The organism is Armatimonadota bacterium, assembly GCA_031460175.1.
Lineage (GTDB): Bacteria > Sysuimicrobiota > Sysuimicrobiia > Sysuimicrobiales > Sysuimicrobiaceae > Sysuimicrobium > Sysuimicrobium tengchongense.
Map to the genome: position 1 here is coordinate 347,651 of JAVKGW010000002.1, position 25,529 is coordinate 373,179.

Consider the following 25,529-nt stretch of genomic DNA (forward strand, 5'->3'; position numbering starts at 1 on the left):
TAGACCTTCAGGTACCCTTCCCCAAATCCTCAGGAGCCGGAAGTACCCTGAGCAGACTCTTGCTCATCTCGACCCTACCAAAGTATTTTCCGATGCGCTCCAATGCCAGCTCGTGCTCTTTCACATCGAGAGCACCACAGCAATCGCCCACCACCGTAACCACATATCCAAGGTCCACGGCGCTACGCACCGTACTCTCCACGCATACATCTGTAGTGACCCCTGCGATGACCAGCGAAGTAATTTCTTGACTTCGCAGTACAAGATCCAGGTCCGTTCCGCAGAACGCGCTGAATCTGTGCTTCGTGACCACCAACTCCCCTCTACCCGGCCCGATCCGGTAAAATTCCGCTCCCCACGACCCTGCTCGACAGATCTCCGGCACCACCTCTCTGCCTAGACCTCTGAGCCTTTCCCGCCATCCCGCCGCATCCGTCCAAGGGCTGTGCTCGGTGCGAACGAAGAGAACTGGAAGTCCGCCCACACGCCAAGCCTTCAGAAATCGCTCCAGTCGCGCCACTGCCTCCTGGATGGCTCTCACCGAGAAGCCCGCACGCCCGAAGGCCCCTCCCTCATGACAATAATCGTTCTGCACATCCACCACCACCAGTATTCTCCGTGCATCTCTCACACTCACTACCTCTCTTCTCGAATTGCTCACCTTCTCCACCACTGCCACACATCTACTTGTGCAATCCGTCCAAGCCGATCTATCGGCACATTGACCAGCCGTCCTTCTCGCCGTTCCACCTGCAATACGTAGATATCAAAGATCCTTTGGTTCCAGCGATCGAAGCGTAGGGGGCCCACCGGTGTAAGCACTTTCTGCGCTGCTCGCCTCATCGCGCGTGCCAGTTCTTCCGGGGAACTCGTGTCGCCTCGCATGGCCTGCAAGCCCGCAAGAATCAGCTTCCCCGCCGTATAGCCGTATTCGCTGTACCGGTAAGGAACCTGCCGAAACTTTCGCTGATACAGCTCCACAAACTTCCGGTTCTGCGGTGTATCCACCACCGAGGTGTAATGTGCTAAACTGATCACCCCGACCGCTGATTCCCCGATCTCACCGAGGTATGGGTCGTCCACCAGAGGGTTGCATCCTTGGAGGGGGATACGGCTTTTCCATCCAAGCTCCGCATATTGCTGGACAAATCGCACCGCATCAATCCCCGCAAAACACGCGTACACCGCTTCTGCTCCGCTCAGGTTGGCGGCCGTCAGGAACGGCGCAAAGTTCACGGTACCGATCCGGACAAAAACCTTCCGGAGCACCTGACCTCCGGCAGCCCGGACTCCCGCTTCAAACGCTCCCACAGAGTCGTGTCCGAACGCTACATCGGTTCCGAAGACCACGATGTTTTTGTGCCCCCGACTTCGTACCATCCACCGGCCATGGGGAAAGCCGCTCTGGTCCGTAGTTTCCACCACCCGAAACATCCGCGGGGTTGCCCGCTCGGGAGTCATTAGGAGCCGTGTGGCTGCCACCGGGATCACCCAGATCACATCCCGTGCCTTCAGGTAATCCAGGAGGGCCAACGCTTCATGGCTCCAGACCGGGCCGACGATGAACTCCACTCGCCGTTCCTCTACAAGCCTCCGGGCCTTCGTTAGGGCCACGGTGGGATTGACCTCCGTGTCCTCCCGGAGGAGCTCGATTCTCCGCCCCGCCACCTGGCCTCCCTCCTCTTCCACCGCCAGCTGCAACCCCCTGGTCCGTCCCAATGGCCTGGAACGGCGATGGCCCCGTATAACTCAGCAGGAGGCCAACGCGAACCGGTCGCTCCTGTCCTGCTCCCGGAACCCCTAACGCAAGAACCACGAGCCCGATTAGCGACAGGTAGGCATTCCTTCGAAATCGCATCGCCCTTTATACCCCCTCTTTCTTTTCTTTCGACCTTCACCCTCCCCGGGGAAACTCCCCTCCTGACACGTACAGACCCAGGAGGTTCCCTCTCGTTACTGGCAACAGGAGGTAGCTCGGAAAGTGGGCATTATGCTGGATAACGATACGGCTAGGCCGCTGCCTACGCAGGCTTCCCGCCCCGATGAGCTCGAGTGGATTGCTGGGTGGTTCCTCTACTCCCGCAATCCTCAGCACCAGCCGCTCTCCGGGCCGCACGAGTATCCCCGTGGGCCGAACATTGATCCAGAATTCGTGGATCTCCCCTGGAGTCAGCGGAACCATCCGGTCGTGCCGATGCCGGATCTCCCAAATCGTGGAGTTCTCCCAATCCACCTCCCGATGGCTGCCACGGAGCCACCCTCTCGTCAACAACCTGCGTTCTCCATTCCTATCCTCGTGGTACAAGGAGACGACCCAAAACACGTCCGTGTCTGTACTGCTGGCGTAAAGCTTTAGAATGATGGGTCCCAGCACCTCTGTGGACTCCACCATGGGCGGGGTCCGAAACTCCACACTCCCGCGGTACCATGGAGAGTCTTCATATGCCGAACTCCCTCCATCCTCCGCCGGCTCCCGATCCAGGAGCAGGCCTCCCTCATGCAGGAAAAGGGGAACCCACCGCGTTCCCGGCACCGGCCAGTCGGTGGTCTCCTTCCACTCGCCTGTCCCCATCACAAAGAGACGGACCGGAGGTTCCTCCAGAATTCCTGTTGGAATCCCCTTCATCCAGTAATCAAACCACCGCAGGGCCTCAAACTGCAGCTGGTAGAGGGGGCGGTCCAGGTAGACCGGTGGGCCAATGATCAGCTTCTTCGGTGCGGTAATCCGCTTCCAAGCCCGGAAGGCCCCTGGGAGGTGCAACCCATAGATCCCCCAGTCCCCTCCTAGGTAGGCTGGGATGTGGATTCGCTCCAAATCCACTGTGCGCTCACGCCAGTACTCATCGTAGAAAGGATGGAGAAGGACATCCACCAAGAACGGGTGCATGCCGGTCTCCGGATCCGCCAGGGCCCGCTGGAGCTCCGGGATGGCCGCAAGGTCCTCATCCTGCTTGAGTTCTGTGATCCTCTGCGCGAGCATCTGTTCATCGAAGGTCCGCCTGCTCACCAGCTCTGGCTGGCACCGGCTATACGTCAAGGAGGTCTGGCTCCAGCCCACCAGCCACTGCCAGGCCAGAAGACCCCCTCGATACACAAAGTCCCTGTAGAAGTCCGTGGCAGCCCAAGGACAGAACAAACACCGCAGCTCCTCCGTGCCTTTGGCGGCTGCGAAGAGCTGAATCCAGGCAAAGTAGGAGACGCCGAACATGGCCACCTGGCCGGTGCACCAGGGCTGACGAGCGATCCACCGGATTACCTCCAGAACGTCCTCCACCTCCTTGTCGCCCACAAACGTCCACTTGCCTTCGGACCCCCCGTACCCCGCACATTGCAAACCACATGTGCGTATCCCCTCCGCGCAAACAGATACGGGTCACCTGCTTCCAGCGAAGCATTGGTCCGCTCCTGGCCGGGGTGGCGCCATTGAGCGGTGGAAAGGGCCGTGGGACGGATGGGAGCGGTCTGACCCAGTCGGTGGTAGGGGTGGCAGCCCAGGATGGCGGGGAACCGCCCATCCGCATCCGGCCGGAACACGTCGCACAGCAGCCGAACCCCATCCTTCATGGGGACCGCGACATCCCGTTCCACCCGCACTCCGAAAAGCCGCTCCGACGTCACCCAATCTAAGCCACGGATCGTGGGACCGAGCTCACGTGGTTCCATGGTCTTCCCTCCTCTTCCCTAGCACCCGCATTACGGGACGTGCGGGATCACGAGGTACGAGTCGAACCGGCCCCCGCCCCAGACCACGTGCCGGCCCACGTTCACCGTGGCCTCGTGGCGGGCGTACGGGAGGTGGCGGGGGTAGTCCTGGATGTCCCGGCCCTGGATCACCAGGCGCAGCCGGTCCCCCGCTTCAAACCGCGTCCCCGAAGGCCAGATCTCGATCTCCAGGGGCACCACCTCCCCCGGGTGCAACTTCTCTTCCCGGCGGTGCGGGTGCACGGGCTGCCATTCCGTGCTGGCCACGGGATCCACCTCCCGGTGGGAGGCCCGCAGCCAGCCAAGCGCCACGGGACCGTCCTCGTACTGGGCATAGTGGATGAAAGGCACTGTCTGCCCGTCCCGGCGGATCTTCTGGATCCCCACGAACACGTCCATGTCGTCCCCGTCCGGGGTGCTCATCCACACCCGCAGCTTCATGTACCCCACAAGATCCACCCGCTCCCGGAACACGTACTCGAACACCACCCGGCCCAACTCCCGCCGGTGCCGATCGTACCCGCCGCTCGTGGCGAGATAGAAGCGGCTCGCTTCCTCCCCCACCGGCGCCTCCTGCAGGCGGCCCTCCGCCACGTTCAGGTACAGCCGCTGGTACCGGGTCTCCGGAACCGGCCACCCCTCAAAGGACCGCCACACCCCTTCTGTCCCCTGCTCCCGGACGAAGGCCTGGATCCGGGGCCAGTTTTCCACCTCCGTACGCTCGCCCTTCAGGAACCGGTCGAAGAAGGCCGCCTGCCGCTCGAGGCTCTCCCGCCGGTAGTAGTAGGCCCACTTCTTGTGCCCGTGGACTTCCAGCCACTTCGGGTCCGACCGGATGCGCTTGAAGCCCTCCAGGGTTCCCCGGGTATGCAGCCCGTGGTCGCTCCAGCTCGCCACCACGTACGCGGGCACCCGGATGGCCTCCAGGTCCGGAAGCTTCGAGGCCCAGAAGGCGTCGAAGAAGGGATGCTCGAGCTCCTCCGCAAAGAGGTCCTCCACCTGGTGAAGGCCCACACCGATGCGCTGCAGGCTCCAGTAGGGCCGGAACCAGGTCTCCGGGATCCCGCCGTGTCGGGAGACCTCCCGGTAATGGTCCGTAAAGCCTTCCCAGGGGTTGATGGCCGCGAGGTGCGGAGGGTGCAGGGCCGCCACCTTCCACTGGATGCACGCGAGGTAACTTACCCCCGTCATCCCCACCTTCCCGTTGCACCAGCTCTGGTGGGCGATCCACTCGATGACGTCGTAGCAGTCCTGGGCTTCTTCGGGGGAGAGGAAGGTGGCCACCCCTTCCGAGTACCAGGTGCCCCGGGGGTTCACGTTGACCACCGCGTATCCCCGGGGGACCCAATAGGCAGGATCTGGTCCCTCGAAGACCGCATAGGAGGAGACGTCCTCCTCCCGCACCCCCGCGGCCGGGAAGGCCCGCACCAGGTACTGCAGGGTTCCCTCGTGCTTGCCGTAGGGGCTCCATGCCAGCAGGGCGGGGACCGGAGGACCGTCCGGGGGTCGGAAGACGTCCGCGTAGATCCGCACCCCGTCCCGCAGCGGGATGGCCACGTCCCGCTCCACCAGCATCCCCGCCTCCACCCCTCGGCTTGGACGGGGGCCCACGACCCCCACCTCCTCCGGACGGTACAGGGGCGTACGGAACCGGTATGCGAAGGTCTCCGGCATCTCCTCCCCCGTCTCTTCGGGGCGTGTCGTATAGAGGTTCTCCCCCAGGGGCCGGGCTTCCTGCCCCGCGCCATGGGGAAAGGGCCGGGCTAACGGGATGCGACCTCCTGCTCGCGTCCCACCATCCGCACGGAGACGATGCGGGAGATCCCGGGTTCCTCCATGGTGACCCCGTAGAGGACGTCCGCGGCCTCCATGGTGGCCTTGTTGTGGGTGATGATGATGACCTGGCTGCGCTCTGCGAGCTCCCGCAGCAGGGCCGTGAGACGTCGGGTGTTCTCGTCGTCCAGGGCCGCCTCCACCTCGTCGAAGACGCAGAAGGGGCTCGGGTGCACCCGCAGGAGGGCGAAGATGAGGGCGAGGGCCGTCATGGCCCGCTCCCCGCCCGAGAGGGCCCCCAGATCCCGAACCTTCTTGCCGGGCACCTGCACCTGGATCTCGATCCCCTCCTCCCCGTCCTCGTCCACCACCCGCTCCAGGGAGGCGTTCCCTCCCCCGAACAGGCGCCGGAAGCAATCCGCAAGCGCCCCGTTCACCGCTTGGAGGGTTGAGCGGAAGCGCGCGTCCAGGACCCGACCCAGCCGCTCCATCTCCTCCCGCAAAAGCGCCCGGGCCCGCTCGATGTCCTCCACCTGCGCCCGCAGCTTCTCCAGGCGCTCGCGCAGACGCCCGTGTTCCTCCACGGCCCGGAGATTCACCGGTCCCAGGGCTTCCAACTGGGCACGCAGCTCCTCGGCCCGCCGTACGAGCTCCTCGCGTGGAAGCTCCTGGGGAGCGGCCTCCTCCGCGGCCGAGAGCTCTACCCCGAACGCCTCCGCCACCCGCTCCGCCAGAGCTCTGTGCTCAGCCTCCACCTGCGCCCTGCGCAGCGCGATCCGGTGCAAGGCTTCCGTTGAGCCCCGGACCTCCCTCCAGGCCGCCTCGCTCGCGGCCACGAGCGCCTGGACCTCCTCTGAGGCGCGCTCCCGTTCCTGCGCGGCCGCCTGGATCTCTCCCCGCAGCGCCTCCTCCCGCGCCCGCAAGCTCTCGAGGGCCCTCTGGGCCTCTGCCTGCTCCCGGGCCAGGTGATCCGCCTCCTCTGAGAGCGCCGCCCGCTCCGCCTGCACCGCGGCCAAGCGCTCCTCCAGCAGCCTGCGCGTCTGCTCCCCGTCCTCCACCCGGTGATGCAGGGTCTCCCGCAGGGCCTGGAGCTCCACCAGGTTCACGCGGAGCCTCGTGTGCTCCGCCCGGGCGGCTTCCAGGGCCCGCTCCCGCTCGTCCAGGGCCTCCCGGGCCGTCTGGAACGCGGCCCGCACCCGTTCCAGCTCCGCTTCCACGGACGTGAGATCCGCCTCGGCGCGCTCGAGGACACCCGCTCGCGCGTGGGCCTCGGACTCCACGGCTTCGAGTTCCGCCCGGAGTTCGGCCTCCATTGAGCCCCTGCGGGTTCGATCCTCCTCCACCGCCAGCAGCGCGCGGCGCAGCTCCGCCAGCCGGATCTCCCAGGTCCGGAGGGTCTGGGTGATCCCGTGGAGCTCGGCCCGCAGGGCCTCCAGGTGCCGCTCGAGGGATCGCCGACGCTCTTGGAGCTCCTGCCTGCGGGCGTCCAGGATCGCGAGGGTGGCCCGGAGGCTCTCCAGCTCCTGAGCACGCCCCAAGGGATGGTCGGGACTCACCCCTCCGGTGGCGAGCAGCCCCTCCGGGCTCAGGACCTCGCCCGCCAGGGTGACCAGACGACCCGAAACCCCCTGGGCCCGCAGGGCGAGGGCGGCCTCCAGATCCCGGACCACCCAGGTATCCGCCAGGGCCGCGGCCACGAAGGGCGCCACTTGCGGGGGGCAACGCACCAGCTCCGGGGCCGGGATCGCGCCATCCGGTGGGGAAGAGCCGTTCGAGGGGATACGGAGGAGCTCAGGGACGAAAAAGCGCACCCCGCCCGCCCGGTCCTCTAGCCACCGGAGAGCCGCGCGGGCGGATTCCAGGGAGTCCGCGAGGAGCCCGAAGAGGGCGGGACCCAGGGCCGCCTCCACCGCACGCCGGTGCGGGGTCTCCACCTCCAGGAAGTCCACGAGGGCTCCCCGAACCCCCCGAAGCTCCGGGGAGTGGGTCCGCGCCAGCAGGACCTCCCGGGCGCCCTGCTCGTAACCCACCAGACTCGCCTGCGCCTCCTCCAGGTACCGGAGCCGTTCGAGACGGGCCGACCGGTCCAGTTCCACCTCCCGCTCCTCGGCCCGGACCCGCTCCACCTCCGCCTCCACCTGCTGGATCTGCGCCCGGAGGGCTTCCACCCGCTCGCCCAGCGCCTCCATCTGAGCAACGCCTTGGCTTACCTGGGCCTCCAGAGCCTCCTGCTGCGCCTGTAATGCCCGGCCCTCCTCCTGGACGCGCTCCAGGCGCTCCTGGAGGCGATGCCGCTGGGCATGTAAGCCTTGGAGGCGGCTGCGGGCCGCGGCGAGCTGGGCTTGGGTCTGGGCCCGGGCGTGCTCCAGCTCCACGAGGTCCGCCCGCAACCGCTCCACCTCCTCCCGATGGATCCTCACCTCCTCCGCACGCTCCTCCACCCGGGCCCGGGCCTCCGCCTCCGCCTTGGCCGTCGAGGTGACCTCAACCTCCACGGTCGCCCGCTGAGCCTGAAGGGCCTCTATCGTCTCGCGGAGGGCCGCAAGCTCCCCCGCAAGGCGCGTGGCCTCTGCCTCAAGCCGCAATTCCCGCTCTCTCCGGGTCCGGAGCCGCTCGGCCAGGAGCTGGAGGCGGGCCTCGCACGCCCGGGCCGCCTCCACCGCCGAGAGGAGCTCCCGCTGTGCCGCCTCCAAGAGGGCTGCCGCGGCCTCCGTGCGCTGTCGTTTCTCCCGGAGGGCGCAATCCACGGCCTGCGCCCGCTCTTCCGCCTCCGCGTGCCGGCCCCGGACGGCCTCGTGCTGGGCCTCAAGACGCTGGAGCTGAGCGGCCAAGCGCCGGGCCGCCTCCACGTGCAGCAGGAGCTCCACCTCCTTTAGCTCCCGCTCGCACGCCCGATACCGGTTTGCGGCCTCCGCCTGGTCCGCCAGGGAGGCTTCTTGGGCCCCGAGCTCCTGCAGGAGATCCCGCAACCGCTCCAGGTTCTCCTGAGCCTGCCGCAGCCGCCGTTCAGATTCCCGCTGCCGGCGCTGGTAGCGGGCGATCCCCGCGGCCTCCAGCAGCCACGCCCGCCGCTCCTGGGGGGAGGCGTCCAGGACGGCCTCCACCTCGCCCTGGGCGATCATGGCGTACGAGCGGCCGCCGAGCCCCGTACCCAAAAACAAGGCCTGAACATCCCGCATCCGGTAAGGGATCCGGTTCACGAAAAACTCGCTCTCGGAGGCCCGGGTGGCCCGGCGGACCACGGTGACTTCGGAGAACTCCAGGGGCAGGATCCCGCTCGTGTTGTCCAGGGTGAGCTCCACCTGCGCGATGCCATGGGGCCGGCGGGTGCTAGTTCCCGCGAAGATCACGTCCTCCGTGCGGTGGGTTCGGAGGGCCCGGTGGGAGGTCTCCCCGAGCACCCACCGGATGGCATCGAAGAGGTTGCTCTTCCCGGCCCCGTTGGGGCCCACGATGGCGGTGATCCCAGGACCGAACTCCAGCTCCGTGCGGTCCGCAAAGGTCTTGAACCCCACCAGCTCCAGGCGCTTGAGGTACATCCGAACCTCCCCTAAGGCGAATGGTTTCGCCCCCCTCGCCCCTGCCCCTCCCGTACGGACCGATACAGGGCCAGCACCCGTTCCGCTTGAGCGGCCTCGGACCAGTTGCGGGCCACGTTCCGGGCCTGCTCTCCCATCCTGCGCCGGAGATCCGGCTGGTCCGCGAGCCGCACCACTGCCCCCGCCAGCGCCTCCGGATCCGGATCCACGAGCAGACCGGTTCGACCGTGGGTCACGGTCTCGCTGGTCCCCGTGGCCTCCACCGCGGCCACCGGCAGCCCGCACGCCATGGCCTCCACCACCGCCAGTCCCTGGGTCTCCGTCCGGGAGGCGAACACGAAGACGTCCGAAGCCTTCATCCAGGCCAGGGCCTCGGGGTGCGGGAGGGCACCCGCAAAGGTCACCCGGTCCCAGACCCCCGCCTCACGTGCCCTGCGCTCGAGCCCCGCGCGCTCAGGGCCGTGGCCGACGAGGAGCAGGTGCAAGGGGCGGCTTCTGCAGGCCCGTGCGAACGCCTCCAGGAGCAGGTCCAGGCCCTTTTCCCGGGCCAGCCGGCCCACGTACACCAGCAGGATCCGGTCCTGGGGGATCCCGAGCGCCCGCCGGTCCGCGGGCGGGATCCGGGCGATGCCCTCAAGGTCCAGGGCCGCGGTGGGGATCACCTCGATCCGGCTCCTGACCCCCTGCGCCCGCAGGAGGTCCAATACGGCCCGGGAAGGGGCGATGACCGCGTCACAGCGGTTGCAGAACCGGACCACGTGGGTCCGCACGAACCAGGCGGCCACGGGAGGCGGGACCCAGGGGACGTAGTGCACGTACTCGGCGTAGAGGGTGTGGTGGGTAAAGACCACGGGCACGCGAAGGGCCCGGGCGGCGTTCAACCCCAGGCGGCCCGCGAGGAAAGGGGAGTGCACGTGCACCACCTCCGGCGCGATGGCCCGGATGTGTCCCATCACCCCCGGCTGGACGGGCACGAGCAGCGGGAAATCGGGGTACTGGGGGAGGTGGAGGGACCGGAGGCGGTGCACGTCCGGTTCTGAGTCCCGATAGCCGGGATAGGCGGGCGCGAAGAGGTGCGCGCGGATCCCCCGACGCCGCAGGCCCCGCACCAGGGCCGCCACGGAGTGCACCACCCCGCTCAGCCGGGGCCGGTACGAGTCGCTGAACAGGGCCACCTTCACGCCCTACAGTCTAGCCGAGGAATGCCCGTCTCCCGTGCCTCGTTGGAGGGGGCGGACATCGGGTAGACTACGGGAGGTCGGGATGATCTACCTGGATCACAGCGCCACCACGAGGCCGCTCCCGCAGGCGGTGGAGGCGGTGCGCCGGGCCTTGGTGGAGCGGTGGGGGAATCCCTCCTCCCTCCACCGGATGGGGCTGGAGGCGGAGCGCCTCGTGCAGGAAGCCCGGACGCTCCTCGCCGAGGCCCTGGGAGTGGATGCGGGGGAGGTGGTGTTTACCTCCGGGGCCACGGAGGCCAACAACCTGGCCCTGTGGGGCGTCGCCCGAAACCGGCGGGATCCCCACGTGGTGGTGAGCGCGGTGGAGCACTCCTCGGTGCTGGAGGTCGCTCACCGCATGCGGGAGGGGGGAGTGCAGGTGGACGTGGTGCCCGTGGACCGGGAGGGGTTCTTGCGATGCGACGTGCTGGAGGAGCTCGTAGGACCGGGCACGAGCCTGGTGAGCGTGATGCTGGTGAACAACGAGGTGGGGACGATCCAGCCCCTGGCAGAGGTGGTGCGGATCCTGGACCACGTGGAGACGCGATCCGGCCGCCGGCCGCTCCTGCACGTGGATGCGGTTCAGGGGCTTTTTAAGGTGGAGGTGCGGCCCAGGATCCAGCGGTTCGATCTCGTGAGCCTCTCGGGACACAAGGTGGGCGGCCCCAAGGGGATCGGGGCCCTGTACGTGCGAAAGGGGGTGCGGCTTGCCCCCCTGCTGGCAGGGGGGGACCAGGAGCGGGGCCTGCGGCCCGGCACGGAAAACGTCCCGGGGATTGCGGGATTCGGAGCCGCGGTGCGGGTCCAGCTTGGCACGTGGCGGCAGGACGCGGAGCGCATGCGGAGCCTTCGGGACCTGCTGCGGGAACTCCTCTCGGATCTCCCCGACGTGGTGTGGAACACGCCGGACCACGACATCGCCCCCCACATCCTGAACTTCGCGGTGTCGGGCGTGCGAGGAGAGGTCCTCGTGCACCGCCTGGAGCAGGAGGGGGTGTACGTGAGCACGGGATCCGCGTGCCATTCCCGGAAGGCCCGTCCCAGCCACGTGCTGCTCGCCATGGGACGCACGGAGGAAGAGGCCATGAGCAGCGTCCGCGTGAGCCTGGGGCCCCAGACCTCGGAGGACGAGGTCCGCGCGGCGGCGGAAGCCATCCGCCGGGCGGTGGAGGATCTGCGGCCGCAGCCGGTGCGGCGGGGAGCATGGAGGAAGTGATCCTGGTCCGGTACGGGGAGATCGGCCTCAAGGGCCGCAACCGAGGTTTCTTCTTGCGGCACCTGGAGCGCAACCTCCGGGCGCGCCTGGCGGATCTGGACGCGGAGGTGGAGAACCGATTCGACCGGTTCGTGGTGCGGGCCGTGCGGGACCGCGAGGAGGCCATCGTCCGCATCACCCGCACCTTCGGGGTGGTCTCCGCGAGCCCTGCCCTGGAGGTCCCCGGGGAACTACAGGCCATCGAGGAGGCTGCGGTGGAGGTCACACGCCGGGCCCTGGGGGAGGCCGCCACGGCCACCTTCCGGGTCAGCGCCCGCCGCGGGGATCCCCGCTTCCCCATGCGCTCCGTGGACCTGGAGCGGCACCTGGGGGCGGTGCTCCTCCGGCGGTTTCCCGGGCTGGTGGCCCGCATGAAGGATCCGGAGATCGAGGTGTGTGTGGAGGTGCGGAAGCGGGCGTACGTGTACACCCGGACGCATCCAGGCCCCGGGGGTCTCCCCGTGGGGAGCGGAGGCCGTGCGGTGGGGCTGCTCTCGGGCGGGATTGACAGCCCCGTGGCCCTTTGGATGATGGCCCGGCGGGGAATGGAGATCCTCCCCCTCCACTTCCACGCCTTCCCCTTCACGAGCGAGCGGTCGAAGGAGAAGGTGGTGAGCATCGTGCGGCGGCTCGAGACGTGGACGGGCCCTTTGCGGCTCCGCGTGGCACCCTTTGCGGAGGTGCAGCGGGCCATCGGGCAGTCCGTCCCGGAGCCCCTGTGGACCCTGGTGATGCGGCGCATGATGATGCGGGTGGCGGAGCGGATGGCGGATGCCGCGGGCGCCCGGGCCCTGGTGACCGGGGAGAACCTGGGACAGGTGGCGAGCCAGACCGTGGAGGCCCTGCACGTGATCGAGGCCGTGACGCGCCTGCCGGTGCTGCGGCCGCTGGTAGGGATGGACAAGCAGGAGATCGTGGCCCTGGCCCAGCGCATCGGCACCTACGAGCTCTCCCTCTTGCCCTACGAGGACTGCTGCACCCTTTTCGTGCCCCGCCATCCCCGCACCCGGCCTTCCCTGGAGGAGGTGGAGGCGGCGGAGCGTGTCCTTCCCGTGGAGGACCTCGTGGAACGCGTAGTGGCGGGGGTGGAGGAGATCCCTTCCCCGGAGCCCGTCTCCGTGAACTAAACGGCCTCCGGCCGGGGCGCGCCCCGATGCTCCGTCTTCAGCCACTCCCCCTGCCCCGTAAGGGTGTCCCTGGCGTACCGGAGGAGGGCCAGGGGAGCCGTCAGCATCTGGTGCGATCCCATGAGGAGGTAGCTCAGCAGGGCCCCCGCCACCCGGAGCGGGCGGAAGCCCATCTGGGCCCCGATGGCGGTGGCGAGGGCTCCGGTGAACAGGAAGAAGGCCGCGTTGGTGAGCTCGGGCGCGAGGGCGCGGCCGATGGGCAGGAGGTACAGGGGCTCCAGCAGGTTCCGCAGGAACAGGACGGTGCCGTACACGTAGCTCGCGAAGATGGCCGCGGGGATCGCCACGGTGCCCGTGAGGAAGAACACCAGATCCAGCTTCTGAAAAAGGGTGGTGCGCCCCAGAAGGATCCTGAGGAAGTAGTCGCCCAGGGCCATGAGGGCTCCCTCGGACCAGCGGGTGCGCTGGCGGACGAGGTCCCACCAACCGGGCACGGACTCCTCCCACACCACCGCCTCCTCGCAGTACCGTACCCTCCAGCCCGCGGCCCAGAACCGGATGGCAAGGTCCGTGTCCTCCGTGAGAGCGAGGGGGTTCCATCCGCCCAGGGCCAGCAGGGCCCGGCGGTTCACCAACATGCCGTTCCCGCCCAGGAGCACGCACGCGCCGAAGTGTTCCCGGGCCCGCTGCATGAGGGTGTGGAACACCCGGAACTCCACCTCCTGGCCCCGGCTCAGGAGCGTGCGCACGGGATGGTAGAAGAGGCGCCGGCCCTGCACCCCCGCCACCCCCGGCTCCAGGAGGTACGGAACCGCCCGCCGCAAGAACTCCGGGTGGATCCGGGCGTCCGCGTCGAACACCGCCACGAGCTCCCCGCGTGCGTGCCGCATCCCCACGTTCAGAACCGATGCCTTCCGGCCCCCTTCGCCCTCCGGGACCCGCACCACCCGGGGCACCACGGGGAGGGTATCCTGGAGCGCCCGCACCACCTCCGAGGTCCCGTCCGTGGACCCATCGTCCAGCACGATCACCTCGAACCGGGGCCTCCCCTGGGCGTCGTGGTAGCGGAGGGAGCAGCTGCTCCGCACGCTGCGGCCGATCACCCTCGCCTCGTTGCGGGCGGGGATGAGCACGGTGACGAAGGGAAGGCGGTCCGCAGGGGGTGCACAACGGGGCCGGAAGCGGGCCAAGGTCCCCAGGAGGTGCATGCACACGCCGTAGAGGGAATAGACAAGGAGCACCACCTGCAGCCAGCGGATGTCGTGGGTGCGGACGCTGTAGAGGAGGAGGGCGACCCACACGGCCCCTCCCCCCACCACCCAGAGAAGCGCCTCCGGCCGCCGGGTCCGCATGGCCCTAGACCTGCAGGGGTTGGGCCGCTCCCACCAGGCGCCGCAGGGATTCCTCGTAGGGCGGGGTCGCGATGCCCGCGTCCGTGACGATGGCGCTCACCAGCTCCGCGGGCGTCACGTCGAAGGCGTCGTTGAGGACGGGGGTCCCCTCCGGCGCCACGGGAATTCCCCCGAGGTGGGTGACTTCCCGGGGATCCCGGGACTCGATGGGGATGGCGGCCCCGTTGGGTGTGGCGAGGTCGACGGTGGAACTCGGCGCCGCCACCCAGAAGGGAATCCCGTGGTGCCGGCTCAGAACCGCGAGGGTGTAGGTACCGATCTTGTTCGCCACGTCCCCGTTCGCCGCGATCCGGTCCGCCCCCACGATCACCCGATCCACCATCCCCCGCGCCATGAGCCACCCCGCGGCCGCGTCCGGGAGGAGGTGAAAGGGGATCCCCTCCTGCAGCAGCTCCCAGGCGGTGAGCCGAGCGCCCTGCAGCACCGGGCGGGTCTCACACACGTACACGTGGATGCCCTTGCCGGAGGCGTGAGCCGCCCGGAGGATACCGAGGGCGGTGCCCATGCCCGCCGTGGCCAGGGCTCCGGTGTTGCAGAGCGTGAGGATGCGCTCCCCGGGCCGGATCTGCGCGGCCCCGAGGAGACTCAGGCGGCGGTTCGCCTCCGCCTCCTCCTCCAGGATCCGGTGGGCCTCCCGGAGCAACGCCTCCGCGTTTGCCCATGGGTCCCTGCGGGGATCCAGGCACCGCATCAGCCGGTCCACCGCCCCCTGCAGGTTCACCGCGGTGGGCCGGGCCTTCCGGATCTCCTCCGCGGCCTGATGGAGCCGGACCTCGAAGGAGTCCGGGTCCGCGGCAGCCTGCCGGGCCGCGAGGGCCAAGGCGTATGCACCCGCGGCCCCGATGGCGGGAGCGCCCCGCACCCGCATCTCGCGGATGGCCTCCACCACCTCCCGCCAATCCCGCAACCGCAGCACCCGCACCTCATGCGGGAGGCGGGTCTGGTCCAGGACCTCCAGGGCATCCGCTTGCCAGGCGATGCTGCGAAGCGGCATCCGCACGCCTAAACGGGGAAGAGGGGACCGGTGGCGCGCGGCGGGTTGGCGGAAGGAGCCGTGATCACCACGTGGCTGGGCGCGAACAGGAAGATCTCCTCCCCCACCTGCTGGAGATGCCCGTCCAGGGCATAGTCCACTCCGCAGAGGAAGTCCACGATCCGCTGCGCCGTCTCCCGCTCCACGTCCCGGAGGTTCACGATCACGGGGCGCCGGTGCTTGAGACAGTCCGCGGCCCCCCGGGCTTCCTCCAGGCTCTTGGGCTCCAGGACCACGATCTCCATCTGCCGGTTCGTGTGCAGGCTGAGGATGGGGGTCCTGCGGCGCCGGGGTTCCTCCTCGACGAGCGGTTCTTCCTCCTCCGGCTCCTCATCGAAACCCAGGAACTGCATCAGGCGCGCCATGGCTCCCATGCCTTCCACCCCGCTTTCCCTGGTCCCCTGGGTATTCGCCCCTGACCCCCTCCATCCCTTCACCGGCCGGGCCGTTCTCCGAAGAGGGCCCGGCCCAGGCGCACCATGGTGGCTCCCTCCTCCACCGCCACCTCGAAGTCGTCCGTCATCCCCATGGAGAGCTCCGGGAGGGGAAAGCCCAGGCGGTGCGCGAGGTCGTCCCGCAGGGTCCGCAGCGTCCGGAACACCCACCGGACCTCCTCCGGGTGGGGGGTGAGGGGAGCGATGGTCATGAGTCCCCGCAGCCGCAGCCTCCGAAGCCGCAGCACGGCTTGGGCAAGCCGGATGGCCTCCTCGGGCGGGACCCCGTGCTTTTGGGCCTCCCCCGCTACGTTTACCTGGATAAGCACCTGGAGGGCGCGGTCGTGCTGTGCGGCCCTGCGATCCAGCTCCTCCGCGAGGGCCTCGGAGTCCAGGGAGTGGATCCACGGGAACAACCGGACCGCCTCCCGGGCCTTGTTCCGCTGCAGGTGCCCCACCAGGTGCCAGGTGGCCTCCGGAACCGCCCGGATTTTCTCCCGGGCTTCCTGCACGTAGTTCTCCCCGAGGTCCGTCAATCCCGCCTGCACCGCGGCCACCACCACCTCCGCGGGGAACCCCTTGGTCACGGCCACCACCCGCACGGAGGCGGGATCCCGGCCCGACCGGGCGCAGGCGGCGGCGAGGCGCAACCGCACCGCCTCGAGGTTGTGCCGCACCAGATCTAGCCCGATCGCGCCCACGGTCACGGCTCCAGGGCGATGAGACCCTCCATCCGACCCACCCGCCCGTCCCGCCGGTACGAGAAGAACCACTCCCCGTGACACGCGGTGCAGGCGGGACAGAAGCTCATCCGGTGCCAGGATACCCCGACATCCCGGAGCTGCACGCGGGCCACCGCCCGAAGGTCCAACTTCCAGTGGCCGGGACGGGTGGGCAGAAGGGCCCCTTCCGCCCAGCGCTTTAGGGCCTCCACCACGGGCCCGTCCACCTCGTAGCAGCAAGGGCCCACGGAAGGCCCCCCCACCGCGGTGATGCGGTCGGCCCGGGCCCCCCGGGCCACCATGACCTCCACCACCCGGGCCAGGATCCCTCTTGCCAGCCCCCGCCATCCCGCGTGTGCGGCCGCCACCACCCCCGCCTCCGGATCCACGAGGAGGACGGGGAGGCAGTCGCTGGTCCGAACGCTCAGCACCAGGCCGGGTTCTGCCGTCACCACCGCGTCCGCCACGCCCAGCTGCCTTCCTGCGTCAGCCCTCTCCGCCACTACCGCCCGGGCGGTATGCCGTTGGGTGACCGCTACGGCCCGTTGTGGATCGAATCCCAACGCCGCGAGCAAGCGGGCCCGGAAGGTGGGGTCCGCCAGGGGATCGGAAGATCCCATGCGGGCCCGGCGGGTGGTAAAGGCATGCCGGACCCGGGCCACACCCTGGAGCCGCCTGGACCGCAGGCACCACAGCCCCTCTACCTCCACGGGCTCGAAGTCGGGTCCGAAGGGCATGGGATCCATCCGTGCACGGAAACGGGCGCGGGAGGGAAGTCCCCTCCCGCGCCCCGTGTGCACCGTTCGTGGCCCGGACCTACGGTTCCCGGCCCCACTTCTCCGCGAACTCCTCCCGGCTCAGCCGGTAGTAGTCCGCGTTCATCTCCACGTACTCCTTCCACTGCTCGGGTACATCCGCCTCCGCGAAGATGGCCTGGACGGGGCAGACGGGTTCGCAGGCGCCGCAGTCGATGCACTCGTCGGGATTGATGTACAGCATGATCTCGCCCTGGTCCTCCTCCGCCCGCGGGTGGATGCAGTCCACCGGGCACACCTCCACGCAGGACCGGTCCTTCGTCCCGATGCAGGGTTCCGCGATCACGTACGCCATAGGTCCCTCCTCCGATGGGGTTTGGGCTAGACCGCCTTGCGCTCGCCACGCTGTACCCGATCCACCAGGAACTCCACGTACAGGAGCAGGGCCTCCACCACGTCCGCGGGGGCCGGCCGCAGCTTCTCGAGATTCGCCTGGAGACGGGCCCATAGGACCGGACTCGCAGGCTCCGGCCGGGCACTGCGCAGCTCCACCACGTCCATGGGCGTCACCAGGGCCGCCACCCGCTTCATCACGGAGGGCCGAACCCCCAGGGCAGGGGCCAACCGCTCGATGTACCATGGCTTGCGGAGGTCCTGGAGGCCCCGCTCTCCCCGGGAGAGCACACTCAGGGGGATCCCGGTCTCCTCACTGAGCTGCCGCAGGCTCTTGCCCTTGCCGCGGCCGTAGAAGTTCTGCCGCAGGGACCGGATGTAGTTGCCGAACGCCCGGGCCCGCTCCCTGGACTCCGCCGGGTCACTTGTTCCTACCATGGAACACCCTCCCCAGTTTACGCGGGGATTCTCCCGGATTTCAACCGCCAGATGTTCCAGATTTGGAACAACCAGAGGAACTGGTGCGTTTGCCGGGAATGACATCCTCGATGGATACCGGTTTCTCTCGCGCGCTGCTGGCCTGGTACGTCCGGAGTGCGCGCCCGCTCCCCTGGAGGGCCACCCGAGACCCCTACGCCATCTGGGTGGCGGAGGTCCTCTTGCAGCAGACCCGGGTGGAGGTGGCTATTCCTTACTACCACCGGTTCCTCCAGGCCTTCCCCACGGTGGAGTCCCTGGCCGCGGCACAGGGGGAGGAGGTCCTGCGGGTGTGGGAGGGATTGGGGTACTACGCCCGAGCCCGTCACCTCCACCGGGCCGCCCGTCTGGTGACGGAGCAGGGGGGATTCCCCACCACCGCGGAGGGGTGGATGAAGTTACCGGGGGTAGGTCCCTACACCGCGGCCGCCATCGCGAGCATCGCCTTCGGCCAAGACGTGCTGGCCCTGGACGGCAACGGACTGCGGGTCGGGGCGAGACTACTGGGCATCCGCCGGCCGTTGGATGACCCCTCCGCCCGCCAGCGCATCCGCGCGGGCCTGGAGGCCCTGCTCCCCCGGGGCCGGGCCGGGGAGTTTAACCAGGCCCTCATGGACCTGGGAGCCACGGTGTGCCTAGCCCGGTCTCCCCGGTGCGAGGCGTGTCCGGTGTGGAGGTGGTGCGCGGCCGCGGCCCACGGGCTTTGGGAGCACATCCCCGCCCGGCCGGCGAAGCGCCCCAAGCCCCACCGCCACTTCGTGGCGGTCCTCGTGCGGGACCCCGCGGGTCGGGTGCTGCTGGTGCGCCAGCCCCCGAGGGGGTTGTGGGGCGGGCTGTGGATTCTCCCACAGGTGGAGGCCCGGACGTGGAGGCAGGCCCGGCAAAGGCTCGAGCGTGTTTTGGGGGTCCGCCTGCGGCGCCGCACGGGTAGGCCCTTCGCCGTCCTACAACACGGCTTCACCCACTTCCTGGCCACCTTCCGCGCGGTAGAAGCCATCCCAAGCGCCCGGCCCGCGGTAGGGCGCTTCGTCTCCCCCCGCTCGCCGGGTGTCCCGGTTCCCGTCCCGACCCGGAGGATCCTCGAACGGCTCAGGACCTAGCACTTCGAGTACCCGCACCCGCGGCAGACCGCGCACCCGTTCTCGTACACGAGGGTTTCCCCGCAGTCCGGGCAGATGCCCGCGAACTCCAGGGGCACGGTGCCGTTCGCGGCCCCTACAGGGGGGAGCGGCTGCGCGGGAGCGAAGCGCAGCCGCTCCTGGCGGGCGCGCGGCACCGGCTCGGGGAGAACTGCCGCGCGCGGGAACTCCCGATCGGGACGAAAGGCCTCCCCGTACAGGGTCCGGCCCAGGGCCAGGGCCACCGCCTGGGCGATGGTGCTCACCCGCACGGGCGTGCCGTCGCTGCTGCGGTCGATCACCGCCTCCTTGGACTGCACCCGCCACAGCTGCTCGATGACCTCCCGGGCGTCCACCCCGGCCCGCAGGGCCAAGGAGCTCAGCCGGCCGATGGCCTCCGCTTCCACGTCCAGGGACTCCACGAACACCTCGCACACCCCCAGCTCGTCCTCGTTCACCGTCACGTACACCCTCCCCCGGGGTGTCTCGATGCGCTCCGTGCGGCCCTGGGTGACCTTGGGCCGGGCCCGCACCGCCACGGCCCCGCGCCCGGCCTCCGGGGCCCGCTCGGCCCGGGAGGGAGCGGACCGTGCCGCGTCGTTGTCCGGTTGCTTCTCCCCGCTCAGGCTCCGGAGGATGTCCTCCCGGCTCCCTTCCCGGTACACGGTGATCCCCTTGCACCCGAGCTTCCACGCGAGGAAGTAGACGCGCTCCACGTCCTCCACCGTGGCCTCACGGGGCAGGTTCACCGTGGAACTGATGCTGTGGTCAACGTGCTTCTGGATCGTGGCCTGCATCCGCACCCGCATCTCTGGCCGGATCCGGTGGGCGGTGGTGAAGTAGTCCGGCAGGTGCTCCTCGTCCACTCCGAACTCGTCCATGTACTGCTTGACAAGCGGGTGATAGACCTTGAACTCCCGCTGGCTCAGGGATTCGCTGCGCCGCAGGTAGAAGAGGTCGTAGATGGGCTCGATCCCGCTCGTGACCCCCGCGAGGGCCGCGCCGCTTCCCACGGGCGGGACCGTGAGCAGGGCCACGTTCCGCAGCCCCCAAGTCCGGCACTTGGCGAGCACTTCCGGGCTCAGGGTGGCGAGGAACGGATGCAGCGTCCCGTCCCGGTAGAAGTGCCGGTCCGGGTCAAAGGCGGGGAACGGACCCTTCTCCCGGCTCAACTCCGCGGAGGCTTCGTAGGCGGCGTCCTTGATGCGCTGGAAGAGCCGGTCCACGAAGGCGATGGCCTCCTCCGTGTCGTACCGCAGCCGCAGCTGCGCCAGCATGTCCCCAAGTCCCGTGAATCCCACCCCGATCCGGCGGGCCCTCCGGCTCGCTTCCCGCTGCTGCGGCAGGGGATGCCGGTCCATGTTGTAGTCCAGGACGTCGTCCAGGAACCGCACGGTGTACCGCACCGCCCGCAGCAGCCCCTCCTCGTCCACCCGGGCCCGGTCCGTGAAGGGGTCCAGGACGAACCTCGCCAAGTTCACGTTCGCCAGGTTGCAGGACCCGTACGCCTCGAGCGGAATCTCGCTGCACGGGTTGGTGGTGAGGACCTCCATCCCGTTGTACTCGCTCGTGGAGTAGCGCTTGACCGTGTCCCAGAAGATGACCCCGGGCTCCGCCCACCCCCAGGCTCCCTCCACGAGTTCCCGCCACAGATCCCGGGCACGGATGGGACGCTCCACGTGGGCCTTCTCGTTGCGGAAGCGCAGGACGTACTCCCCGTCGCGTTCCACGGCCCGCATGAAGTCGTCGTGGATCCGGACGCTGATGTTGGCATAACGCACCCGATCCAGGTTGCGCTTGACCCGGCAGAACTCCAGCACATCCGGATGGTCGTTGGCGATGGTGATCATGAGGGCCCCCCGACGCCCCGCCTGCCCGATGGTGCCGGTGGTGGTGGACATGAGCTCCATGAAGCTCACGGCACCGGTGCTGGTGAGGGCCGCGTTGTTCACGGGGCTGCCGCGGGGCCGCAGCACGCTGATGTCCCCGCCCACCCCACCGCCCAGGGAGTAGGTGCGGGCCGCCTCCTTGCACCACTCGAAGATGTCCTCCAGGGAATCGCCCCGGATGGGGATGACGTAGCAGTTGCTGGCGGTGCTGCGGCGGGGGTTTCCGGCGGCGAAGAGGATGCGGCCTCCGGGCACCATCCGGAAGTCCTCCAGCAGCCACCGGAACTTCTCCTCCCACTCCCGGCGCAGGGCCTCCGTGGGCTCCGCGGAGGCGATCTCCCGCGCCACCCGGTTCCACATCTCCGGCGGGGTGCGCTCCAGGATCCGCCCCCCTCCATCCCGCAGGGCGTACTTGTCCAGGAACACCCGGGCACGCAGCTCGTCTCCCCCAAACCATCGGAAGGTCTCCTCGAAGAGGGTCCTGGGTTCCGTGGCGATGGTCATCGCGCCCTCCTCCTTTCGTGACGTGCCCCTCAATACCGTCCGTCGCTCTGGTTCTCCGGGGCGGGCAGGAGAGGGATCTGGCGCCGCAGCAGCTCCTCCCGTGCCTTCTGAGCCCGCAGCCGGGCCACCTCCTCCACGATGCTGTCCGCATCCGAGAACCGCCGGTACTCGGAGGCGAACCGCACGTAGGCCACCTCGTCCAGGGACCGCAGCCGCTCCATCACCAGCTCCCCGATGAGGCTGCTCGGAACCTCCGCCTCGCCCCGATGGCGCACCACCCGCTCCACGTCCGCCACCAGGGCCTCCAGGGCCTCGATGGGGATGGGACGCTTGCCCCTGGCCTTCAGCAGGCCCGCGAGGATCTTCCCGCGGTCAAAGGGCTCCCGCCGACCGTCCCGCTTCACCACCATGAGGGGGGCCGCCTCCACCCGCTCGTAGGTGGTGAACCGCCGCTCGCACCGGGGGCACTCCCGCCGCCGCCGGACGGCACTCCCCTCCTCCACCGGGCGGGAGTCCAGCACCCGGCTGTCCTCATACCCGCAGTACGGACACCGCATCCCCCACCTGCCCCTAGATTTAGAGATCCTGTTCAGGGGCCACCTCTAAATATTGTGGCAGAAGGCGGAACAGGTCAAGCCGTCAAAATCCTCCGAAGGCCCAAAATCCCGCGGGTTTTCTCCTCCGCACGAGGTCGCACGCCTCCTCGTGCGTTACTGGAGGAGGCGGAGGGGAAGGAGGAAGTAATCGAGGGGGAGGGCCAGGAGGAAGATCGTAAGGAGCAGCAGGCCGACGGCGATCCGGGAGGCGGTTGGGGGAGAGACGTCGTTGGCTGGCCCGGGGTGCCCGCGGGTGGTGAGGAAGAGGAGCAGGATGGCCATGGGGATGAGGCCCAACAGCAGCAACAGCACCACCGCGGCGTAGGAGGCCACCCGGTGCCACCGGGGGCCCAGCAGGGCCCGCACCGCGTGCCCGCCGTCCAGCATGCTGGCGGGGAGGAGGTTGATGCCGGTGACGAAGAGCCCGATGACCGCGGCGTCCGTGAGCGGATCCGTGTAGTACACCACCTCGGATCCCGCGCCGAACCGCCACTCCAGCAGGCGCGCCACGGACCAGGGGAAGGGGAAGGCCGGCAGACCCCCCAGGTGAGGCAGGATTTGCCTCAGATCCAACAGCACCGTGCGATCCAGGCCCAAGAGCAGGAGGGGAATGGCCACCAGCAGGCCGGCCAGCGGGCCGCTGGCCCCGAGGTCGAACAGGGCGTTGCGGCTGGGAGCGGGTTCCCGGGTGACGATCACCGCCCCCATGGTCCCGATGGAGACCTGTCCGAGGATCACGGGCGGGAAGGGGATGAAATACGGCCAGCTGGCGTCGATCCCGTGGATGCGGGCCGCCAGCTTGTGCCCCAGCTCGTGCACCAGGAGGATCCCCAGCAGGGCCGCGCTGAACACGAGCCCGTCCCGCAGGGGATCCGGGGTATACCCCGCCCGCAGCACCGCCTCCGGCACCCGTTGCAGGACCTCCGCGAACCGGAGGGATCCGATGTAGCCCGTGGCGAAGGTGGTGGCCACCGTGGCCAGAAAGAGCGCCACGTGCAGCCCCATGCGGGCGCCCGGAGGATGCGGTTTTGGAACCACGGTGAGGAGCACGGCTCCGTCCCGACGGCGCAGCAACGGCATCTGTCCGTGCGGCCGGAGGGCCTCCCGCAGCGCCTCGAACCGCTCCTCCAGGTCCTGGGTGGGGAGCACCGCGAACACCGGGTACCCGTCCTGCACCCATGCCTCCCGCACCGGGAAGTAACGGTGAATGAGGAGGGCGAGGTCGTCCGGAGAGAACGTCATGAGCCGCGCCGGCGCAGGAACGCGGGGATGTCCAGGTAATCGTCGATGAGGCGTACGGGCTGCGGCTCCGGCTTGGGCGCGGCCTCCCGCGCTGGAGCCGGCTCCTGCGCCGGGACCTGGGCGGCCTCGAACCCCGTGGCGATCACGGTGATGCGGACCTCGTCGCTCATGCCCTCGTCGATGACCGCGCCGAAGATGATGTTGGCGTCCGGATCCGCGGTCTTGGCGATGATCTGGGCGGCCTCGTTCACCTCCACCAGTCCCAGGTCCAGCCCGCCGGTGACGTTCATGAGCACCCCCCGGGCCCCGTCCATGGAGGTCTCCAGCAGGGGGCTGCTGATGGCCGCCTGGGCGGCCCGCACCGTCCGGTCCTCCCCGCTGGCCACGCCGATCCCGATGAGGGCGCTGCCGGCCTCCGACATCACCGCCCGCACGTCCGCGAAGTCCAGGTTGATAAGGCCCGGCACCGTGATGAGGTCCGCGATCCCCTGGACCCCCTGGCGGAGCACGTCGTCCGCCACCCGGAAGGCCTCGATGAGGCTCACCTTGCGATCGATGATCTGCAGCAGGCGGTCGTTGGGGATGGTGATGAGGGTGTTCACCTGCTCCTTGAGGCGCCGGATTCCGTCCTCCGCGGTGGCCGCGCGCCGGCGTCCCTCGAAGGAGAAGGGCTTGGTGACCACCCCGATCACCAGGGCCCCCAGTTCCCGGGCGATGCGGGCCACCACGGGGGCTCCGCCCGTCCCCGTGCCCCCGCCCATCCCCGCGGTGACGAACACCATGTCCGCACCCTCCAGGGCGTCGTACAGGTCGTCCTTGCTCTCCTCCGCGGCCTGGCGGCCGATCTCCGGATCCCCTCCGGCTCCCAGCCCACGGGTGAGCTTGCTGCCGATGTGGATCTTCCGCTCCGCCTGCGAGAGGGCCAGGGCCTGGATGTCCGTGTTGACGGCGATGAACTCCACGCCCCGCAGGCCCGCGGCGATCATGCGGTTCACCGCGTTGCTGCCGCCCCCGCCCACGCCCACCACCTTGATGGATGCGAAACGCCGCAGATCCCGGTCCAGGTTCGCCATGGTCGCCCCCTCCTCTTGGCTATTCTCCCACAAGCCAGGTGCGCAGCCGCTGCCAGATTCCCCGGGCCGCACCATCCCGCCCCCGCGCCCGCTCCACCGCCTGATGGTGGGCGTAGAGCAGCAGGCCGATCGCGGTGGCGTATGCCGGTCCGCTCACCGCGGCCGTGGGCCCCAGGAGTCCCCGGGGATGCCCCACCCGCACGGGAAGCCCCCAGCGCTCGGAGGCCAGCTCCACGAGACCGGGCAGGAGCGTGCTGCCCCCCGTGAGGACCACCCCCGCAGGCAATTGGGCCACGGACCCCCACCGCTCCAACTGCGCGCGGACCAAGTCCAGCAGCTCCTCCACCCGGGCCTCGATGATCTCGCACACCACCCGCCGCGGGATGACCTTCGGGGTCTGCGCCCCGATCTCCGCCACCTCCAGGAACTCTCCCTCCGCGGCCATGCGGGCCGCGGCGGCTCCGGAGCGGAGCTTGATCCGCTCCGCTTCCTCCACGGAGGTGCGCAGGCCCACCGCGAGGTCGTTGGTGATGTGCTGGCCGGCCACGGGGACCACCGCGGTGTGGCAGAGGGCCCCGCCCTGGAAGATGCCCAGGCTCGTGATCCCACCCCCCACCTCGCACACCGCCACCCCGAGTTCCCGCTCCGCCCCGGAGAGCACCGCCTCCGCGGAGGCCAGAACCCCGAGCACCAGTCCCTCCACTTCCAGGCCCGCCTGTTCCACGCACTTCACGAGGTTCGCCACCTGGGTGCTGGCCCCGGTCACCACGTGGGCCTCCACCTCCAACCGCACCCCGTACATCCCCACGGGGTTGCGCACGCCATCCGTCCCGTCCACCACGAAGTGCCGGGGCAGTACGTGGAGCACTTCGCGATCCGCGGCGGGGACCGCGCTCATGCGGGCGGCCTCGAGAGCCCGGGCCACGTCCGCGGAGGAGATCTCCCGATCGGGAGAGCTCACGGCCACCACGCCCCGGGTGTTCTGGCCCGTCACGTGGTCTCCGGAGACCGCCACGTACACGGACCGGATCTCGCGGCCTGCGGCCTTCTCCGCCCGCTCCACCGCCCGCTCCACCGCCTCCGTGGCCGCGCGGAGGTCCGCCACCACGCCCCGCCGGAGGCCTGCGGAGGGGGCGGTTCCCACCCCCAAGAGCTGGAGTCGGTCCCCTGCCTCCGCCTGGGCCACCACAGCACAGACCTTCGTGGTTCCGATGTCCAGACCCACCAGCGGGCTCGATCTTGCCACCGCCTTCCTCCCATCCGGG

General features: G+C 69.2%; 21 protein-coding genes. 3 read left to right on the forward strand and 18 right to left on the reverse strand.

The annotated features are described in order from the left end of the window. Positions 1 to 7: 7 nt before the first annotated feature. The 6 genes from QN206_04440 to QN206_04465 all read right to left on the reverse strand — a co-directional run bounded on the left by QN206_04440 (position 8) and on the right by QN206_04465 (position 10,195). Entirely contained in the window at positions 8 to 679 is a 672-nt protein-coding gene (locus QN206_04440) for an isochorismatase family cysteine hydrolase (protein MDR7614053.1), read from the reverse strand. Continuing rightward, entirely contained in the window at positions 658 to 1,719 is a 1,062-nt protein-coding gene (locus tag QN206_04445; protein ID MDR7614054.1) for an ABC transporter substrate-binding protein, read from the reverse strand. Before QN206_04445 ends, QN206_04440 begins: the two co-directional genes overlap by 22 nt. 175 nt (positions 1,720 to 1,894) lie before the next feature. Further along, entirely contained in the window at positions 1,895 to 3,334 is a 1,440-nt protein-coding gene (locus QN206_04450) for a CocE/NonD family hydrolase (GenBank protein ID MDR7614055.1), read from the reverse strand. A 359-nt stretch (positions 3,335 to 3,693) separates the two neighbouring features. Further along, on the reverse strand, positions 3,694 to 5,376 hold the full coding sequence (locus QN206_04455; protein ID MDR7614056.1) for a CocE/NonD family hydrolase: 1,683 nt from the start codon (positions 5,374 to 5,376) through the stop codon (positions 3,694 to 3,696). An 89-nt stretch (positions 5,377 to 5,465) separates the two neighbouring features. Continuing rightward, a complete protein-coding gene (gene smc / locus QN206_04460) occupies positions 5,466 to 9,014 on the reverse strand; it encodes a chromosome segregation protein SMC (GenBank protein MDR7614057.1) in 3,549 nt (1,182 codons plus the stop codon). A gap of 11 nt (positions 9,015 to 9,025) precedes the next feature. Beyond that, entirely contained in the window at positions 9,026 to 10,195 is a 1,170-nt protein-coding gene (locus QN206_04465) for a glycosyltransferase family 4 protein (protein MDR7614058.1), read from the reverse strand. Positions 10,196 to 10,277: 82 nt separating this feature from the next. Here QN206_04465 and QN206_04470 point away from each other — a divergent pair, with 82 nt between their 5' ends. Then, the gene (locus QN206_04470) at positions 10,278 to 11,450 is read left to right on the forward strand and encodes a cysteine desulfurase family protein (protein ID MDR7614059.1); all 1,173 of its coding nucleotides are present in this window, start codon (positions 10,278 to 10,280) and stop codon (positions 11,448 to 11,450) included. Continuing rightward, positions 11,438 to 12,616 carry a tRNA uracil 4-sulfurtransferase ThiI gene (gene thiI / locus QN206_04475; GenBank protein MDR7614060.1) on the forward strand — a complete coding sequence of 393 codons (1,179 nt, stop codon included), beginning with the start codon at positions 11,438 to 11,440 and terminating at the stop codon, positions 12,614 to 12,616. The genes QN206_04470 and thiI overlap by 13 nt, the downstream gene beginning before the upstream one ends. Here thiI and QN206_04480 read toward each other — a convergent pair. The 7 genes from QN206_04480 to QN206_04510 form a co-directional block, all read right to left on the reverse strand. Further along, a complete protein-coding gene (locus QN206_04480; protein ID MDR7614061.1) occupies positions 12,613 to 13,968 on the reverse strand; it encodes a glycosyltransferase family 2 protein in 1,356 nt (451 codons plus the stop codon). The genes thiI and QN206_04480 overlap by 4 nt on opposite strands. Before the next feature lie 4 nt (positions 13,969 to 13,972). After that, positions 13,973 to 15,022: an S-methyl-5-thioribose-1-phosphate isomerase gene (gene mtnA, locus QN206_04485; protein MDR7614062.1), complete on the reverse strand. Its 1,050-nt coding sequence runs from the start codon at positions 15,020 to 15,022 to the stop codon at positions 13,973 to 13,975. 8 nt (positions 15,023 to 15,030) lie between these two features. Continuing rightward, positions 15,031 to 15,426 carry a cell division protein SepF gene (locus QN206_04490; GenBank protein MDR7614063.1) on the reverse strand — a complete coding sequence of 132 codons (396 nt, stop codon included), beginning with the start codon at positions 15,424 to 15,426 and terminating at the stop codon, positions 15,031 to 15,033. 68 nt (positions 15,427 to 15,494) lie between these two features. Continuing rightward, entirely contained in the window at positions 15,495 to 16,202 is a 708-nt protein-coding gene (locus QN206_04495) for a YggS family pyridoxal phosphate-dependent enzyme (GenBank protein ID MDR7614064.1), read from the reverse strand. Beyond that, a complete protein-coding gene (gene pgeF, locus QN206_04500; GenBank protein ID MDR7614065.1) occupies positions 16,199 to 16,954 on the reverse strand; it encodes a peptidoglycan editing factor PgeF in 756 nt (251 codons plus the stop codon). The genes QN206_04495 and pgeF overlap by 4 nt, the downstream gene beginning before the upstream one ends. 79 nt (positions 16,955 to 17,033) lie before the next feature. Beyond that, positions 17,034 to 17,327, reverse strand: coding sequence for a ferredoxin family protein (locus tag QN206_04505; GenBank protein MDR7614066.1), 294 nt, complete (start codon positions 17,325 to 17,327; stop codon positions 17,034 to 17,036). A gap of 26 nt (positions 17,328 to 17,353) precedes the next feature. Further along, positions 17,354 to 17,803, reverse strand: coding sequence for a helix-turn-helix transcriptional regulator (locus QN206_04510; protein MDR7614067.1), 450 nt, complete (start codon positions 17,801 to 17,803; stop codon positions 17,354 to 17,356). 110 nt (positions 17,804 to 17,913) lie between these two features. Here QN206_04510 and mutY point away from each other — a divergent pair, with 110 nt between their 5' ends. Further along, positions 17,914 to 18,942, forward strand: a complete 1,029-nt coding sequence (gene mutY, locus QN206_04515; GenBank protein MDR7614068.1) for an A/G-specific adenine glycosylase — start codon at positions 17,914 to 17,916, stop codon at positions 18,940 to 18,942. On the opposite strand, the gene QN206_04520 is transcribed toward mutY, so the two are convergent. The 5 genes from QN206_04520 to ftsA form a co-directional block, all read right to left on the reverse strand. Further along, positions 18,939 to 21,353 (reverse strand): adenosylcobalamin-dependent ribonucleoside-diphosphate reductase, encoded by a 2,415-nt coding sequence (locus QN206_04520; GenBank protein ID MDR7614069.1) that lies wholly within the window; start codon positions 21,351 to 21,353, stop codon positions 18,939 to 18,941. The genes mutY and QN206_04520 overlap by 4 nt on opposite strands. Before the next feature lie 29 nt (positions 21,354 to 21,382). Beyond that, on the reverse strand, positions 21,383 to 21,910 hold the full coding sequence (gene nrdR, locus QN206_04525) for a transcriptional regulator NrdR (GenBank protein MDR7614070.1): 528 nt from the start codon (positions 21,908 to 21,910) through the stop codon (positions 21,383 to 21,385). A gap of 153 nt (positions 21,911 to 22,063) precedes the next feature. Next, positions 22,064 to 23,191 carry a site-2 protease family protein gene (locus QN206_04530; GenBank protein ID MDR7614071.1) on the reverse strand — a complete coding sequence of 376 codons (1,128 nt, stop codon included), beginning with the start codon at positions 23,189 to 23,191 and terminating at the stop codon, positions 22,064 to 22,066. After that, positions 23,188 to 24,264 (reverse strand): cell division protein FtsZ, encoded by a 1,077-nt coding sequence (gene ftsZ / locus QN206_04535; protein MDR7614072.1) that lies wholly within the window; start codon positions 24,262 to 24,264, stop codon positions 23,188 to 23,190. Before ftsZ ends, QN206_04530 begins: the two co-directional genes overlap by 4 nt. Positions 24,265 to 24,283: 19 nt before the next feature. Then, complete coding sequence (gene ftsA, locus QN206_04540; GenBank protein MDR7614073.1) at positions 24,284 to 25,510, reverse strand: cell division protein FtsA; 1,227 nt, start codon at positions 25,508 to 25,510, stop codon at positions 24,284 to 24,286. Between the last annotated feature and the right edge of the window lie 19 nt (positions 25,511 to 25,529).